Source organism: Pantoea agglomerans (genome assembly GCF_020149765.1).
GTDB classification, from domain to species: Bacteria; Pseudomonadota; Gammaproteobacteria; order Enterobacterales; family Enterobacteriaceae; genus Pantoea; species Pantoea alvi.
This window is the reverse complement of the sequence record NZ_CP083809.1, coordinates 1,920,275-1,934,814: the sequence shown is the minus strand read 5'-3', so window position 1 is coordinate 1,934,814 and position 14,540 is coordinate 1,920,275. Positions and strand designations below refer to the sequence as shown.

General features: G+C 58.2%; 15 protein-coding genes. 8 read left to right on the top strand and 7 right to left on the bottom strand.

The window, feature by feature from the left end:
* Window positions 1-393: 393 nt before the first annotated feature.
* Window positions 394-591, bottom strand: coding sequence for a hypothetical protein (locus tag LB453_RS11855; RefSeq protein ID WP_146053822.1), 198 nt, complete (start codon window positions 589-591; stop codon window positions 394-396).
* A 332-nt stretch (window positions 592-923) separates the two neighbouring features.
* Here LB453_RS11855 and dgoR point away from each other — a divergent pair, with 332 nt between their 5' ends.
* The 5 genes from dgoR to LB453_RS11830 all read left to right on the top strand — a co-directional run bounded on the left by dgoR (window position 924) and on the right by LB453_RS11830 (window position 5,699).
* Window positions 924-1,613 carry a D-galactonate utilization transcriptional regulator DgoR gene (dgoR, locus tag LB453_RS11850; RefSeq protein ID WP_103795863.1) on the top strand — a complete coding sequence of 230 codons (690 nt, stop codon included), beginning with the start codon at window positions 924-926 and terminating at the stop codon, window positions 1,611-1,613.
* Window positions 1,610-2,485: a 2-dehydro-3-deoxygalactonokinase gene (locus LB453_RS11845; RefSeq protein WP_103795864.1), complete on the top strand. Its 876-nt coding sequence runs from the start codon at window positions 1,610-1,612 to the stop codon at window positions 2,483-2,485. The genes dgoR and LB453_RS11845 overlap by 4 nt, the downstream gene beginning before the upstream one ends.
* The gene (locus LB453_RS11840) at window positions 2,469-3,086 is read left to right on the top strand and encodes a 2-dehydro-3-deoxy-6-phosphogalactonate aldolase (RefSeq protein ID WP_103795865.1); all 618 of its coding nucleotides are present in this window, start codon (window positions 2,469-2,471) and stop codon (window positions 3,084-3,086) included. Before LB453_RS11845 ends, LB453_RS11840 begins: the two co-directional genes overlap by 17 nt.
* A complete protein-coding gene (dgoD, locus tag LB453_RS11835; protein ID WP_103795866.1) occupies window positions 3,083-4,231 on the top strand; it encodes a galactonate dehydratase in 1,149 nt (382 codons plus the stop codon). Before LB453_RS11840 ends, dgoD begins: the two co-directional genes overlap by 4 nt.
* A gap of 76 nt (window positions 4,232-4,307) precedes the next feature.
* Window positions 4,308-5,699 carry an MFS transporter gene (locus LB453_RS11830; protein ID WP_103795867.1) on the top strand — a complete coding sequence of 464 codons (1,392 nt, stop codon included), beginning with the start codon at window positions 4,308-4,310 and terminating at the stop codon, window positions 5,697-5,699.
* A 147-nt stretch (window positions 5,700-5,846) separates the two neighbouring features.
* Here LB453_RS11830 and LB453_RS11825 read toward each other — a convergent pair whose 3' ends face one another.
* Window positions 5,847-7,031: a sensor histidine kinase gene (locus LB453_RS11825; protein ID WP_103795868.1), complete on the bottom strand. Its 1,185-nt coding sequence runs from the start codon at window positions 7,029-7,031 to the stop codon at window positions 5,847-5,849.
* Window positions 7,028-7,723: a response regulator transcription factor gene (locus LB453_RS11820; RefSeq protein ID WP_103795869.1), complete on the bottom strand. Its 696-nt coding sequence runs from the start codon at window positions 7,721-7,723 to the stop codon at window positions 7,028-7,030. The genes LB453_RS11825 and LB453_RS11820 overlap by 4 nt, the downstream gene beginning before the upstream one ends.
* A 354-nt stretch (window positions 7,724-8,077) precedes the next feature.
* Here LB453_RS11820 and LB453_RS11815 point away from each other — a divergent pair, with 354 nt between their 5' ends.
* On the top strand, window positions 8,078-8,428 hold the full coding sequence (locus tag LB453_RS11815; protein ID WP_103795870.1) for a helix-turn-helix domain-containing protein: 351 nt from the start codon (window positions 8,078-8,080) through the stop codon (window positions 8,426-8,428).
* A gap of 36 nt (window positions 8,429-8,464) precedes the next feature.
* Here LB453_RS11815 and LB453_RS11810 read toward each other — a convergent pair whose 3' ends face one another.
* The 3 genes from LB453_RS11810 to LB453_RS11800 form a co-directional block, all read right to left on the bottom strand.
* Complete coding sequence (locus LB453_RS11810; RefSeq protein WP_103795871.1) at window positions 8,465-9,892, bottom strand: trehalose-6-phosphate synthase; 1,428 nt, start codon at window positions 9,890-9,892, stop codon at window positions 8,465-8,467.
* Window positions 9,893-10,431: 539 nt separating this feature from the next.
* Window positions 10,432-10,743: a biofilm development regulator YmgB/AriR family protein gene (locus tag LB453_RS11805; protein ID WP_103795872.1), complete on the bottom strand. Its 312-nt coding sequence runs from the start codon at window positions 10,741-10,743 to the stop codon at window positions 10,432-10,434.
* 96 nt (window positions 10,744-10,839) lie between these two features.
* Entirely contained in the window at window positions 10,840-11,022 is a 183-nt protein-coding gene (locus tag LB453_RS11800) for a general stress protein (RefSeq protein WP_103795873.1), read from the bottom strand.
* A gap of 784 nt (window positions 11,023-11,806) precedes the next feature.
* On the opposite strand from LB453_RS11800, the gene LB453_RS11795 reads away from it, so the two are divergent.
* Window positions 11,807-12,370: a diguanylate cyclase gene (locus tag LB453_RS11795; protein WP_103795874.1), complete on the top strand. Its 564-nt coding sequence runs from the start codon at window positions 11,807-11,809 to the stop codon at window positions 12,368-12,370.
* Between the two features lie 23 nt (window positions 12,371-12,393).
* On the opposite strand, the gene LB453_RS11790 is transcribed toward LB453_RS11795, so the two are convergent.
* Window positions 12,394-13,314 carry a nickel/cobalt transporter gene (locus LB453_RS11790; RefSeq protein WP_411970223.1) on the bottom strand — a complete coding sequence of 307 codons (921 nt, stop codon included), beginning with the start codon at window positions 13,312-13,314 and terminating at the stop codon, window positions 12,394-12,396.
* 421 nt (window positions 13,315-13,735) lie between these two features.
* On the opposite strand from LB453_RS11790, the gene LB453_RS11785 reads away from it, so the two are divergent.
* Entirely contained in the window at window positions 13,736-14,509 is a 774-nt protein-coding gene (locus tag LB453_RS11785) for a hypothetical protein (RefSeq protein WP_103795876.1), read from the top strand.
* Window positions 14,510-14,540: the final 31 nt, after the last annotated feature.

The following is a 14,540-nucleotide window of genomic DNA, read 5'->3' as shown; positions in this document are numbered from 1 at the left end:
TTTGACTGCGTATACCTCTTTAATAACCCCACAACCGATCGGGCGAACTTAAATATATTGCCAGCGCAAAAACGACAGCAGGCCAAATAAAAAACGCCCCTCCAGACCTTTTTATTTATCCGGTTAAGCTTGATTTAGATCAACGAGATTAGCTATCGGTAGTTAATTGTTTAACTAAATAAAATGGATGGATTATTCTTTAAGGCATGTGGTATGCGTTTCCCTGGTGCCAGCCATTCTGGCTATCCCGCTTCACCTACCGGTCGCCAACGACTCCCGGAGCGGGATTTTTTTTGCCCTGCTCTGCGGGCTGGCCCACTGCTCCTCCCCGGGGTAGGCAGCGGCGGGCCGCCATAGTCTCCGCTGGCGAGCTTAACAGGCGGCAGCGCAGCGTTAACGCGGGTGAATATAGCGCAACCGTAACGCGACTCTCCGTTTTTTATAAGCCGCAAAAGGTTCAGGCCAAATAAAGATGCTGCCTGTTTCTTTATTAATAACTGGTCTACTGACGATATTAATAGCACGCTCATCTTTAGGGGCAATAATAGCTGCACCCGCCCAGACGGAGAGTATTAAAGCTGCCGCCAGCATTCTAAGCGGTGCCGCTATTTTTTATAAACGCAACGCTGATATTTTGTTAATTAGCATCACAGCGTTTTAATTCCGACATTAATCCTGACGCGCAACATTAAACAGTTGTTAAGCACAGCCGCGAGCGGCTCGCGGCTGCCCTCCAGCCCAGGGTAAAAGGCCGCAGCGCCAAATGGCGATTATGTGATCCACATTGTAGTACAACTAACTTTTATCGTACTACAATACTCCCGCACTGCCAGCTGATATCGAACAGTTTGTACTTCAAACAGGAGGCGAAACCAGGCGCTCGGGGTAAAGTAGAAGCAAACAGTCAGGCACAAGGAGCTTCTATGACCCTCAACAAAACCGACCGCATCGTTATCACGCTGGGCAAACAGATCGTCAGCGGCAAATATCTGCCCGGCGCGCCGCTGCCGGCGGAGACGGAGCTGTGCGACGAGTTCGCTACCTCGCGCAATATCATCCGCGAAGTGTTCCGCTCGCTGACGGCGAAACGGCTTATTGAGATCAAGCGCTATCACGGCGCTTTCGTTACGCCGCGCGGTCAGTGGAACTATCTGGATTCGGACGTGCTGCAGTGGGTGCTGGAAAACAGTGACGATCCGCATCTGATCGCGGCCATGAGCGAAGTGCGTAACCTGGTAGAGCCCGCCATTGCCCGCTGGGCGGCGGAGCGCGCGACGTCGCAGGATCTGGCACAGATTGAACTGGCGCTCAACGACATGATCGCCCACAACCAGGACCGGGAGGCCTTTAACGAAGCGGATATTCGCTATCACGAGGCGGTGCTGCGTGCGGTACATAACCCGGTGCTGGAGCAGCTTAGCGTGGCGATCAGCTCGCTGCAGCGCGCCGTCTTCGAGCGCACCTGGCAAGGCGATGAGGCCAATATGCCGAAAACGCTGAGGGAACATAAAGCGCTGTTCGATGCCATACGGCTGCAGAACGGCGACGCAGCCGAGCAGGCGGCCTACACCATGATCGCCAGCTCAACACACAGGTTAAAGGACATCACATGAGATCTCGCTATATCGCCGTTGACTGGGGTTCCACCAACCTGCGCGCCTGGCTTTTTGAGAACGAACGCTGTCAGGCAGGCAGAGAGTCAGAAGCAGGCGTCACCCGGCTAAACGGGAAGCGGCCGCAGGCGGTATTAGATGAGATCACCCAGGGATGGCGCGACTCCGCAACGCCGGTGGTGATGGCCGGCATGGTGGGCAGCAGCGTGGGCTGGCGTAGCGTACCCTATTTGCCCCTTCCCGCCCCCTTATCGGCTATCGGCGAGCAGCTGACGCTTATCGACGATAACCTCTGGATCGTGCCCGGCTTATGCGTCAGCCGCGAAGATCACCATAACGTGATGCGCGGCGAAGAGACGCAGCTGCTCGGCGCATACGCGCTGGCGCCCTCGCCCGTTTACGTGATGCCGGGCACCCACTGTAAATGGGTGCAGGTCGAGAGCGAACGCATCCTCGACTTTCACACCGTGATGACCGGCGAACTTCACGCGCTGCTGCTGCGCCACTCGCTGGTCGGTGCCGGTTTACCCGAACAGCAGCCGTCGCAGGCCGCGTTTGACGCCGGGCTGGTGCGCGGACTCGCCACGCCGGCGCTGCTGGCGCAGCTGTTTGAAATTCGCGCCGCCCATCTCCTCGGTAGCCTGGCGCCAGAAGAGGTCAGCGAGTTTTTATCCGGTCTGCTGATCGGCGCGGAGGTCGCCACGATGCGCGAACGCTTTAGCCATCAGCCGGTCGCGCTGGTGGGTGGGGAGACGCTGACGCGCCGTTATCAACAGGCGCTGGCCGCCGCTGGCCTGCAGGCGAGCGTGATAGCCGGCGATACCGCCTTTCAGGCAGGCATAAGGAGCATCGTTAATGCAATGGCAAACTGAACTTCCCCTTATCGCGATTCTGCGTGGGGTCACGCCCGATGAGGTCGTGGCGCACGTCGGCGCGGTTATTGACGCCGGTTTCGACGCGGTGGAGATTCCGCTTAACTCGCCGCAGTGGGAGATCAGCATCCCGCTGATCCTGAAGGCTTACGGCGACAGGGCGTTAACGGGTGCCGGAACGGTGTTGAAAACGGAACAGGTGGACCGGCTGGCGGAGATGGGCAGCAAACTGATCGTAACGCCCAATATTCAGCCGGCGCTGATCCGCCACGCCGTAAGCCTGGGCATGACCGTCTGTCCCGGCTGCGCCACGGCCAGCGAAGCCTTTAGCGCGCTGGATGCCGGCGCGCAGGCGCTCAAAATTTTCCCCGCCTCCGCGTTCGGTCCGGGCTATATCAAGGCGCTAAAAGCCGTGCTGCCCGACGACGTGCCGGTGCTGGCGGTGGGCGGCGTCACGCCGGCCAACCTGGCGCAGTGGCTGGAGGCAGGCTGTACAGGCGCCGGACTCGGCAGCGATCTCTATCGCGCCGGGCAGTCCGTGGCGCGCACCGCGCAGCAGGCGGCCGCATTTGTTCAGGCATACAGAGAGGCAGTGAAATGAAGATAACCCGGCTCACCACTTACCGCTTACCCCCGCGCTGGATGTTTCTCAAGATCGAGACCGACGAAGGCGTTGTCGGCTGGGGAGAACCCGTTATTGAGGGGCGCGCACGCACCGTCGAAGCCGCGGTGCATGAACTGGGCGACTATCTTATCGGTCAGGATCCGGCACGCATCAACGATCTGTGGCAGGTAATGTACCGCGCAGGTTTTTACCGCGGCGGCCCGATTATGATGAGCGCCATCGCCGGTATCGATCAGGCGCTGTGGGATATCAAAGGCAAGGTGCTGGGCGCCCCGGTCTGGCAGCTGATGGGCGGCCTGGTGCGGGATAAAATCAAAGCCTATAGCTGGGTTGGCGGCGATCGCCCGGCGGAGGTGATCGCCGGCATCGAGAAATTACGCGAAATCGGCTTCGACACCTTCAAGCTCAACGGCTGCGAAGAGCTGGGCATAATCGATGACTCGCGCAAAGTGGACGCCGCGGTTAATACCGTCGCGCAAATTCGCGACGCCTTCGGCGATAAGGTTGAGTTCGGTCTCGACTTTCACGGCCGCGTGAGCGCGCCGATGGCGAAGGTGCTGATCAAGGAGCTGGAGCCTTACCGTCCGCTGTTTATCGAGGAGCCGGTACTGGCGGAGCAGGCGGAATATTATCCCCGGCTGGCGGCGCAGACCACTATCCCTATTGCGGCGGGCGAGCGCATGTTCTCGCGCTTTGAGTTCAAACGCGTGCTCGAGGCGGGCGGCGTGGCGATCCTGCAGCCCGATCTCTCCCACGCCGGCGGCATCACCGAGTGCGTTAAAATCGCCGCGATGGCGGAAGCCTACGACGTCGCCCTCGCCCCGCACTGCCCGCTCGGCCCTGTCGCCCTCGCCGCCTGTCTGCACGTCGATTTCGTCTCGCGCAATGCGGTCTTCCAGGAGCAGAGCATGGGCATTCATTACAATCAGGGCGCCGAGCTGCTCGACTTTGTGAAAAATAAGGCGGACTTCTGCATGGAAGGCGGCTTCTTTAAGCCCCTGATGAAACCGGGTCTCGGCGTGGAGATTGACGAAGAGCAGGTTATCGAACGCAGCAAACAGGCGCCAGACTGGCGTAATCCACTGTGGCGCCATGCGGACGGCTCCGTCGCAGAATGGTGATGCGGGTTAATTAGCTCAGCCTCACGCGCGCTCACAATAAATAACGAGAAAACACACCCTCTGTAATTAACAGGGCATGGTGAATGGCTTTGCCATGTCCAAAATCTGGAGACAGATTGCGATGGATATTTCCGTAACGCATGCAAAAGCCGGGCGACGTCGTTATCTGACGCTGTTGATGATCTTTATTACCGTGGTGATCTGTTACGTCGACCGGGCGAATCTGGCCGTGGCGTCGGCGCATATTCAGCAGGAGTTCGGCATCACTAAAGCGGAAATGGGCTATGTCTTTTCCGCATTCGCCTGGCTCTATACCCTGTGCCAGATCCCCGGCGGCTGGTTTCTCGATCGCGTCGGTTCACGGCTCACCTATTTTATCGCCATTCTGGGCTGGTCGGTGGCGACCCTGCTGCAGGGCTTCGCTACCGGGCTGATCTCACTTATCGCCCTGCGCGCCGTGACCGGCATCTTTGAAGCGCCCGCCTTTCCCACCAATAACCGCATGGTCACCAGCTGGTTCCCGGAACAGGAGCGCGCCTCCGCGGTGGGGTTCTTTACCTCCGGGCAGTTTGTTGGCCTGGCCTTTCTGACGCCGCTGCTAATCTGGATACAGGAGCTGCTGAGCTGGCACTGGGTCTTTATCGTCACCGGCGGCATCGGCATTCTCTGGTCGCTGATCTGGTTCAGGGTTTATCAGCCGCCGCGTCTGACCAAAAGCATCAGCCAGGCCGAGCTGGCCTATATTCAGCGCGGCGGCGGCCTGGTTGACGGCGATGCGCCCGCGGCGAGAGAGGCGCGCCAGCCGTTGAGCAAGGCCGACTGGAAGCTAGTGTTTCATCGCAAGCTGCTGGGGGTCTATCTGGGGCAGTTTGCCGTCACCTCAACGCTGTGGTTTTTCCTGACCTGGTTCCCCAACTATTTGACCCAGGAAAAAGGCATCACCGCGCTGAAGGCGGGCTTTATGACCACGGTGCCGTTTCTCGCCGCGTTTGTCGGCGTGCTGCTCTCCGGCTGGCTGGCGGACAGGCTGGTGAAGAAAGGCTATTCGCTCGGCGCGGCGCGTAAAACCCCGATTATCTGCGGGCTGCTGATCTCCACCTGCATTATGGGGGCGAACTACACCGACGATCCGGTCTGGATTATGGTGCTGATGGCGCTCGCCTTCTTTGGCAACGGCTTCGCGTCCATTACCTGGTCGCTGGTATCGTCGCTGGCGCCGATGCGCCTGATTGGCCTGACCGGCGGCGTGTTTAATTTTGTCGGCGGGCTGGGCGGCATTACCGTTCCGCTGGCGATTGGCTATCTGGCACAGGATTACGGTTTTGGCCCGGCGCTGATCTATATCGCGGCGGTGGCGCTGATGGGCGCGCTCTCCTATATCCTGCTGGTGGGCGAGGTAAAACGCATCGCCGAGCCTGAAGAGCGCCGCAACGGCCTGCGGGCGCGCGTAACCTCTCAGTCAAAATAGGACTTGAGCAGCCTCGCCCTTCCGTGCATCAAGGCGCTGGCCCGGTGCGCCACCATAAAGAGGCGAGGCGCTTCTCTAAAAGTCCGGCCTGCCGGGCCGCCTGCCGACCTGTTGCGGCCGCGTTATCTTGCGGACAGAGGCCCGTTATCAAGGGGGTGTCAGGCGGCGCTCGGGCAGCAGAATACGCATCCGCAGGCCGCCTTCGGGCGGCAGTGAGGCCGCGATGGTGCCGCCGTGCGCCTCACAGATCGCCTGCGCGATAGAGAGACCCAGCCCGCTGCCGCCGGAGTGACGCGCCCGCGAGGCTTCGCCGCGCGTAAAGCGCTCGAACATCACCGGCAGAAACGCTGACGGCACGCCCGGCCCGCTATCCTGCACGCTGATTTCGTATCCCTCGCCGCAGCGGCGGGCGCTGAGCGTCATGCTGCCGCCGGGTCCGGCGTAGCGCAGCGCGTTTTCCATCAGGATGGTCAACACCTGCCCCAGCCGGAACGGATCGACAGGCAGCACGGCACTCTCCGCTATGGCAACCTCCACGCGCATGCCCGCCTCGTCGAGCTGCGGTTTAATCCACAGCAGGCGCTCATGCAGCAGCGCCGCCGGATTGCAGGGCTTCATCTCCAGGCTGAGCTGTCCCGCGTCGGCCAGCGAGAGCAGATGCAGTTCATCAATCAGCCTGCGCAGGCAGCTTAACTGCTCCATGATCAGCGTATGCTGCCGCCGATCCGCCGTGAAGACTCCGTCAATCAGCGCCTGCAGCCGCACCATTGCCGCCGTCAGCGGCGAACGCAGCTCATGGGCCATGGCGACGTGCGAGGCGCGCAGCTCTTTGTCATAGCGCGCCAGCTGCCGCGTCATGGCGTTGAAGTTCTGCGCCAGCTGCGACAGCTCTGCCGGCGCCCCCGGCGTCAGCGCGGCCTGGGCGCCGAAATCGCCTTCCGCCACGCTTTCCGCCGCGCGGCTCAGCTGGCTGAACTGCGCAGAGAGTGGCCGGGCATGGCGCAGCCCGAAATAGGCGATAAAGGGAATGGTCACCAGCACCAGAATGCCGACGGTGATCCAGTCGGACGAGGCGATAGAGGGATCGGAATAGCGGATGCCCCACCAGCTATCGACAATCTGGTGAAAACGCGCCGGATCGCGCTGCGGATTTTCGCGCAGGATCAAAAAGGTCTTCAGCACCTCAGGCGGCATATGCCAGGTGATCCAGAGATACTGCACCGTGAAGCGCAGCCACATGCAGAGCGCGATCAGCACCACGGTGCCGATCGCCAGGGTCAGGATGCGTACGCAGAGCCAGCGCCACAGGGTTTGCGGAGGCGTTTTTTTCATGGCTGGCGGAACCGGTAGCCGATGCCGCGTACGTTTAGCAGCACCTCATTGATGCCCGCCGCCTCCAGCTTGCGCCGCAGATTATAGATGTGCGTATCGACCACGCGCTCCAGCGCGTCGCTTTCGGGCAGGCACTGCTCCAGCAGATACTGGCGGCTCAGGGCGCGAACCGGCGCGCGCATCAGGGTGGTCAGCAGTGAGAACTCCGTAGGGGTGATATCGAGGCTGGTGATGCCCGACGCTTCCTGCTCCACCGTGACCGTCATAGCCGCGGTATTGACCTCCAGCGCCCCCCAGCGCAGCACCTCTTCCTCTGGCGCCCTGGGGTGGCTGCGCCGTAATACCGCCTGCACGCGCGCCACCACCTCGCCGGGATGATAGGGCTTGACCACGTAGTCATCCGCTCCGTAGCGCAGCGCGCCGATGCGATCCGGCGTGTCGCCCATTGCCGTCACCATGATGACCGGCACGTCGCTGCCGCGTCGGATCTTCGCCAGCACCTCGGTGCCGTTCAGGCCGGGCAGCATAACGTCGAGCAGCACCAGATCGGGACGCCAGCGCTCGGCCTGCTCCAGACCGGCCACGCCATCCGCCGCCACCCTGACCAGGTAATTTTCCCGGCGCAGATAGGCTTCCAGTACCTCCGCCACGCTGGCGTCGTCTTCGATAATCAGGATCTTTTTATTCTGCATGGCTCACCTTGACACTTTCTTCATAAATCCCTGGCCGTTTATTGACACGACTGCCCGATAGTGGCGGCAGGCGATACCAGAGCCCGATAAGGGGCGGAAACAATCGGATGACGAGGAGGCTTGATGATAACCAGAAAAACGGCGCTGTACATGGCCAGACTGGCACTGTTTTCCTGCGCGGCGGCGGCGAAGGCACAGGCACGCCTGCCCTGACCTGGAGCTTGTAAATGTTCCGTTTACCGAAGAATCGGCTCACGCTCGCCGTCGCGTGTCCAGCATGCGTGGCGATCTATCTGCTGGCCTGGACGCACTGTCTCTTATGATAATGCGCCGCCCGCTGCGGGGAATTACGCTATGTTGCCAGAACAGCAGCTCTACGCCGAACTGGCGCGCTGGATAAAAGAAAATATTGCTCACCGCCTTTTGCTGCGGGATATTGCCGCCCGGTTTGGCTATTCGCAGTGGTACTTAAACCGACGCTTTATGCACTATCACGGCCTTAGCCTCGGCGCGTTTATTCGTCTGGAAAGAATGAAAGCGATAGCCAGCGAACTGATTAACAGCGATCGCCCCATAGTCGATATTGCCGTCAGCTATCAGTTTGAGTCGCAGCAGACGCTTACCCGGGCGTTCAGCCGCCAGTATGGCATGCCGCCAGGCCGCTACCGGCGCGCCATGCGGGAGGCGCGCCCTCGGCCAGGCTAGTGCGGCGGCGCGCGCCAGCCGCACTGGGGAGGTCTGCTAGTAGCGGATGCGCCCGTTAGGGGCCGCCGCGTACAGGCTGCTCTCCGTTGCGGCCCGAAAAGGATCGCCCTCGGTGTCGCTCAGGCTGGCGATCATGCTGTCGGCCCACCAGTGGCAGTCGAGGCGGCGGATGCCTTTCATCAGCCTGGCGTGGCGGTGCTGCCGCTCTTTCAGCGGCAGCCGCAGCGCGGTATGGATGGCGTCGGCAATGGCGTCGGGATCATAGGGATTGACGATAATCGCACCGTCCATATGCTCCGACGCGCCCGCGAACTGCGACAGGATAAGCACGCCGGGATTGGCCCGGTCCTGCAGCGCCACATACATTTTCGCCATCAGGCTCATGCCGGCCATCAGCGGCGTCACCAGCGCGACGCGCGAGGCGCGGTAGATGCCCGCCTGCTCTTCCCGACTGTAGGTGTGCGTCAGGCAGCTAACCGGATACCAGCCAAACAGGCCGTGCGCGCCGTTCATTTCGCCGCACAGGCTTTCCAGATCCTGCGTGACCTCTCTGGCGCGGGGAAGATGGCCAGCCGCCGGAGAGGCGAGCTGCAGCAGACGAATCGATCCCTCATGCTCTGGATGGGCGCGGAGCAGCACCTCCATAGCGCTGAGGCGATACGGCAGCCCGGCGCTGCTATCCAGATGGCCGCCGCTGAGCACGGTATGCTCCGGCAGCGTATCGCGGCACTGCTGCTCCGTCAGGCGACAGCTGTTGCTCTCTTTCAGGTACTCCACATCCTCCAGGTCGATGCCTACCGGAAAGACACCGGTGGCGATAATGCGGCCATGAACGCGCACGCTGGTGGCGCTGAGACGCTCGGTGCGGTATTCGCTTTCGATCCACAGCAAAAAGTTATTCCTGTCCTGAAGCGTCTGAAAGCCGATCAGATCGCAGCATAACAGCGACTCGGCCAGCCACTGCCAGTCCGGAATCGCCTCGAACCCCTGTCCGGAAGGAAACGGCTGGTGAAAGAAAAAGGCGGTGCGGTTGAGCAGTCCCGCCTCGCGCAGCAGTTTGACGCAGGGAATAAGATGATAATCCTGGATCCACAGCTGGTCGTCCGGCATCGCATATTCGCTGATGGCCCGCGCATAGGCTTCGTTGATCTTCTGATAGTGACGTCGACTCTGGCTGGTAAAGCGCGCCAGATCGGGACGCTGGTGAAAAACGGGCCACAGTCCCTGATGCACGTAGCCGTGGTACCCCGCTTCCGCCTCCTCCTGCGTTAGCGGAAACGTCAGGGTGTCAAACTTAGTGCCGTGGCGGAAAGCGAGCGTGCGCGGCGTTTCCGGCGCGATCGCTTCGCATTTTCCGTTCCAGCTAATCCAGAGTCCGCCGCGGCGCGACAGGATAGCGTCGTACAGCGCCGAGAGCGTGGAGTGCTGGGAGCAGTTATGTGAAACCAGAATTAAGCCCGACATAGAAGCATCCTGTTATGCGCCCGGCTTTTGCCGGGCGGCGTGGGGGTAAAAGACGGAGTAAAAACTCAACAGGATTCAACCATCAGGCGTATAAAAATTTTGTATTAATGAGAGGGGTGGGAATAAAAATTGAGTAAAGGTTTTGTGGTTAGCTGGCGGTGGCTAGCCAGGGGTGTCATGCAGCGATGGCGGGCTCTAACGGCTGGCCGTCCTGGCCAGAAAAAGATCGGTAAAAAGCCGCGCTCTTCAGGGCGATGAACAGAGGGACTGGTGCGATATACAATAAAAGGATGAGGGTATTTATACCGGCTCCACGCCCGTGGCAACGGAACGCATAGATATTTATCGATACGCTTCTTTTGCTATGCGGAAATTATTTCCACTCCAACAGGGCATTAAACACCCCCCCGAAAAAGGCTCACCCACCAATAAAAAAAGCCCGATAAATCGGGCCGCCCAGAATAAAGGGCTTATATATATAAAGGACAGCTTTTATCAGGCACTGAACCAGGGTTTGTACAAGTATCGCGTCTGTAGCTTTAATCACCGCTGCGCATGCGCCTGTTTCCGCCGAACAGTAATTTAATCAGCTGATGATATAATCGCTCTTCCTCAGGAGACTCACAACATTCCAGCCTTCTCAGCAATTTACAACAGATCGCTTTGCGATTAATCATTCTTTCTGAGTTCATAAGCTCATAAACGATCGAGCCTATAATAAAAGCCTTTATATCTGCTTCCTCAGGTTGCTTGTCTTTCAAAGAACGCATTAACGTGCTGGTACTGTTATCATGCATACGAATCCCGACTGAATGAATTAAAAAAACATTTCTCCAGACTGTGTTGAGCATTACAACTGCCTGTTTGAGCCGCAGTCAGCAACGATGTATCTATAACCCATTGCTTTTCAACTGAATGAAACAAGGGGCCTTTTAAGAGTTACCCTTCTACTCACCTGTATTACCGGTTGTTCGTCGGCTTAACTTTCCGCCAACGCGTCCCGCTTCTACCGCGCGTTCACGGTTGTATTTAAAATTACCGCTGCTCATCTTACCCCCTTTACGCCCCGCCTCACGAGCACGCTCTGGATTTTCCGCAAAATTACCTGCACCACCTCGACGTTGTTGCATCTCATCACCTCATATAAGTACAAGCGATATGTTTCATAAGATTACTGCGGTAAACATATGAACTATGGAATTAACGCCAGGAAAATTCAATATGCGAAAACACTTTTAGTAAAAAGCTACCGCTACGCTTAAAACTTATTTAAGCCGATCGGCATTCATAATTAGCTAATTAAAAAAGGATAAAGAAGCTCATTTGTACAACTATTTTTTTAATGTACAATTTTGCAAAAAATGCTGAGAATTGATCTAGATCACAAGGATGACGGCAGCAATCCTCTGCCGCTGCGCTGTAATAGCAACCCAAACATGCCAGATAAAATATTGGCAGTATCACTGCCTTAACAGACAGATATAAAGAAGAAGTCAACTTTTCTGTCTTTATTAAAGCGCAGCGATAAGCTAAACGCTGCGCCAGCTTCAATAACTGACCTCGCTTTAGGGCCAGGATATTTAAGGCTGCTAACAACTTCCTCTTTTTATATCAGTGCGCGGCTCTGCGATATTGAATAAATATCTGGTACGGCTACGCGCAAAAGCGGGAGCAATTACTCTCTAACAGCGGCAGGCAGCACCCTTTTCGGGCGTGTAAAGAAGCCTCTTCTCCCTGACAGGCTCTTTGTCCGCCAGAGGCCTGCGCGCCCTGTAAACGCCATGTTGTACAGCTTTTTCACTCGCCGGTTAAATAGCGGCGCAGCGACGTCGGCGGTACGCCCGGCAGGCTGCAGCCGGACTGCAACAGTCTATGCTCTATGCTTTCATCATCTAAAAACTGCGGTCATTCACGATGAGTCATCTCGATCCCCAAATGCTGCTTCTGCTCTATTTTGTCTTGCCCGTCTGGCTGATAGCGGGATTTGCTGACTGGATTTGCCACCGGGCAACGAATATCGAAACCACCACCGGGCTAAAGGAGACCTGGATCCATATTTTAATGTTTGTGGAAATGGGCCTCCCGCTTCTCTCCGCTCTGTTTCTGGAGGTTAACGCGCTGGTTATCGGTTTTATGATCGCTATGTTTTTTTGTCACGAGGCGACCGCGCTCTGGGATGTGAGCTATGCGGTGACGGCCAGGAAAGTCTCGCCGGTTGAGCAGCATGTGCACAGCTTTCTTGAGATGGTGCCGCTGATGGCGTTACTGCTGGTTATTTCCAGGCACTGGTCGCAGTTTCAGGCACTATTTGGTTTCGGTAGCGAAGCCGCGAAATATGAACTGATGCTCAGGTCAGATCCCCTGCCGTCGGGCTACATCGCCTTTGTGCTTTCCGCTATTTTTCTTTTGGAAATGCTGCCTTACTTTGAAGAGTACCGCCGCGGCAAGAGAGCGAGAAAACAAGCAGATATGCGGTAGCGTCGCGTCGCTGTTTTAGCCCGCTAGCAGCCTGCGGTAATAAAATCGCCGTTGCTGCTCACTGGAATCACGGTTGAAAACAGCACCACTGCAAAAAGGATAAGCGCCATTCCGCCTGCGACTAATGCCACCCTGCCCAGCGTGCCCGCGTAGCGCACCACAAGGGGCGGTTTTGCGGCCAGCATCCACTCCCGGAAGTGATGCACCCAGGTAGCCAGGATCATAATAGAGGCCGCCGTGCCCAGCGACATCGCCATCACCGCCGCGACGCCCCAGCTGAACATGCCGACGGCATTGGCAAAGAGCAGGATCATTAGCGCCCCGCTACAGGGCCGGATGCCAATACCGGCAATAACCCAGGCCGCATTGCGCCAGCCGCCGGTGAGTTCATCAGCGCTGGGCTGGTGCTTATGTCCGCAGCCGCACGCCGCATCATGCTGATGATGCGACGGTCTGATCGCGCGCCTCAGCAGACGATCGATCCCCGCCGCCCGCGCGATCAGCGCGAGGCCAAAACCGGCAATCAGCAACGCGCTTGCTTTCTCCATCCAGTAGCGGCTCAGGCTCAGATCGCCCATCGAGAGATTGAGGGAGACCGCAAGGATCAGTACAAAAAGCACCGCGACGATCCCCTGCATCAGGCTGCCAGCCAGGGTAATCATGCGGCTGGCGGTGAGTTTTTCCCTGTGGGTGGCAAGCCAGGTCGTAATCACAAACTTGCCGTGGCCGGGGCCAACCGAATGCAAAAAACCGTAGGCAAAGCTGCCAGCTATCAGCATCAGTCCGCCTTTAATATGATGATCGCGCTGCAAAAGCAGGTACTGCACCAGATAGCGATGCAGTGAGATCTGCAGGGTGAGACAGTACTGCACAAACTCCCCCCAGTGCCGGGCGAAGAGCGAAAGCAGCACTACCCCTACGACCCCGCTAAAGCCTGATAGCATTATCAGCGAGGCGGCACTGCGTTGGTCATTTTTCATCAGGGTCTCCTGCCGGTTTGATCGCACGCCGCTGAGTCGGCTCTGGTCGCTATGGACATAGTGAGGTTTTGCCGGGTTTAATATTAGCGTTTCGCCTGCCATTGTACCGGGCGTTATCGCTTTGTGGTCGTTTTACACCAGCGGCTGCCGCCCGCGGGCGTAGCTTTCAGCAGAGGCGCTTTATAGTTACCCGCCGGAATCACCGCCGCTCACGATGACGACTACGCGCAACCCGCCGGAAAAGCCGTCATTCCGCTGTTCAGCGCTCTGACTTTGTGCGCGCCCTCTCGCAAACAGCGTCACAGCACTTAATCTTCGCTTAAGAATAATCCTATAGAGTAAAGGCTACCCTGGCCCGATTCGGGCTTTTCCGGAGCCTGTCCCTATGCAAAATAAGATTACAGAATCTCACTCCCTCAGCAAAGTGCCTGCCGTTACCCTGGCTTTCTGGCTAACGAAAATCGCTGCCACCACGCTGGGTGAAACCGGCGGCGATGCGGTGACCATGTCGATGGATCTGGGCTACCTTACCGGTACGCTGATTTTCGCCATTATCTTTTTAATCGCGGTCGTAGTGCAGATTAAACGCCACAGCTTTAATAAGTGGATTTACTGGTTTACCGTGGTCGCCACCACCACCGTCGGCACGACGCTGGCGGACTTTGCCGATCGCTCCCTGGGAATAGGCTATCTGGGCGGCACGCTGCTGCTGAGCACGCTGCTGATTCTTTCTCTGTTTATCTGGCGCATTACCTGCGGCACCATCGCCGTGAACTCTGTAAACAACGGCGTAACCGAGTGCTTTTACTGGGTCACCATTATGTTTTCGCAAACGCTGGGCACGGCATTAGGCGACTGGACCGCAGACAGCGAAGGGCTGGGCTACGACGGCGGGATCCTGCTGTTTGTGGGCGCGCTGGCCATTATCTGGGCCGCCAGCCGCTTTACCACGCTTTCGCGTACGGCGCTGTTCTGGGCTGCGTTTATCCTGACCCGACCGCTGGGCGCAGTGGTCGGCGACTTCCTGGATAAGCCTGTCGCCTCGGGCGGCCTTGCGCTGAGCCGCTATAGCGCCTCATTGACCCTGGCGCTGATTATTATCGCTTTTCTCTGGCTGCTGCCGCAGCGTCCAGCGATAAAGAGCGCGACGGCAAGTTAATACAGCCGCGCCGCTGGCTCTTCGGCTATCG

Bases quoted from the DNA above. Each gene is read 5' to 3' on its own strand.
- LB453_RS11855 (WP_146053822.1), bottom strand. From the start codon at position 591: ATGCTGGCGGCAGCTTTAATACTCTCCGTCTGGGCGGGTGCAGCTATT.
- dgoR (WP_103795863.1), top strand. From the start codon at position 924: ATGACCCTCAACAAAACCGACCGCATCGTTATCACGCTGGGCAAACAG.
- LB453_RS11845 (WP_103795864.1), top strand. From the start codon at position 1,610: ATGAGATCTCGCTATATCGCCGTTGACTGGGGTTCCACCAACCTGCGC.
- LB453_RS11840 (WP_103795865.1), top strand. From the start codon at position 2,469: ATGCAATGGCAAACTGAACTTCCCCTTATCGCGATTCTGCGTGGGGTC.
- dgoD (WP_103795866.1), top strand. From the start codon at position 3,083: ATGAAGATAACCCGGCTCACCACTTACCGCTTACCCCCGCGCTGGATG.
- LB453_RS11830 (WP_103795867.1), top strand. From the start codon at position 4,308: ATGGTGAATGGCTTTGCCATGTCCAAAATCTGGAGACAGATTGCGATG.
- LB453_RS11825 (WP_103795868.1), bottom strand. From the start codon at position 7,031: ATGAAAAAAACGCCTCCGCAAACCCTGTGGCGCTGGCTCTGCGTACGC.
- LB453_RS11820 (WP_103795869.1), bottom strand. From the start codon at position 7,723: ATGCAGAATAAAAAGATCCTGATTATCGAAGACGACGCCAGCGTGGCG.
- LB453_RS11815 (WP_103795870.1), top strand. From the start codon at position 8,078: ATGTTGCCAGAACAGCAGCTCTACGCCGAACTGGCGCGCTGGATAAAA.
- LB453_RS11810 (WP_103795871.1), bottom strand. From the start codon at position 9,892: ATGTCGGGCTTAATTCTGGTTTCACATAACTGCTCCCAGCACTCCACG.
- LB453_RS11805 (WP_103795872.1), bottom strand. From the start codon at position 10,743: ATGCTCAACACAGTCTGGAGAAATGTTTTTTTAATTCATTCAGTCGGG.
- LB453_RS11800 (WP_103795873.1), bottom strand. From the start codon at position 11,022: ATGCAACAACGTCGAGGTGGTGCAGGTAATTTTGCGGAAAATCCAGAG.
- LB453_RS11795 (WP_103795874.1), top strand. From the start codon at position 11,807: ATGAGTCATCTCGATCCCCAAATGCTGCTTCTGCTCTATTTTGTCTTG.
- LB453_RS11790 (WP_411970223.1), bottom strand. From the start codon at position 13,314: ATGCTATCAGGCTTTAGCGGGGTCGTAGGGGTAGTGCTGCTTTCGCTC.
- LB453_RS11785 (WP_103795876.1), top strand. From the start codon at position 13,736: ATGCAAAATAAGATTACAGAATCTCACTCCCTCAGCAAAGTGCCTGCC.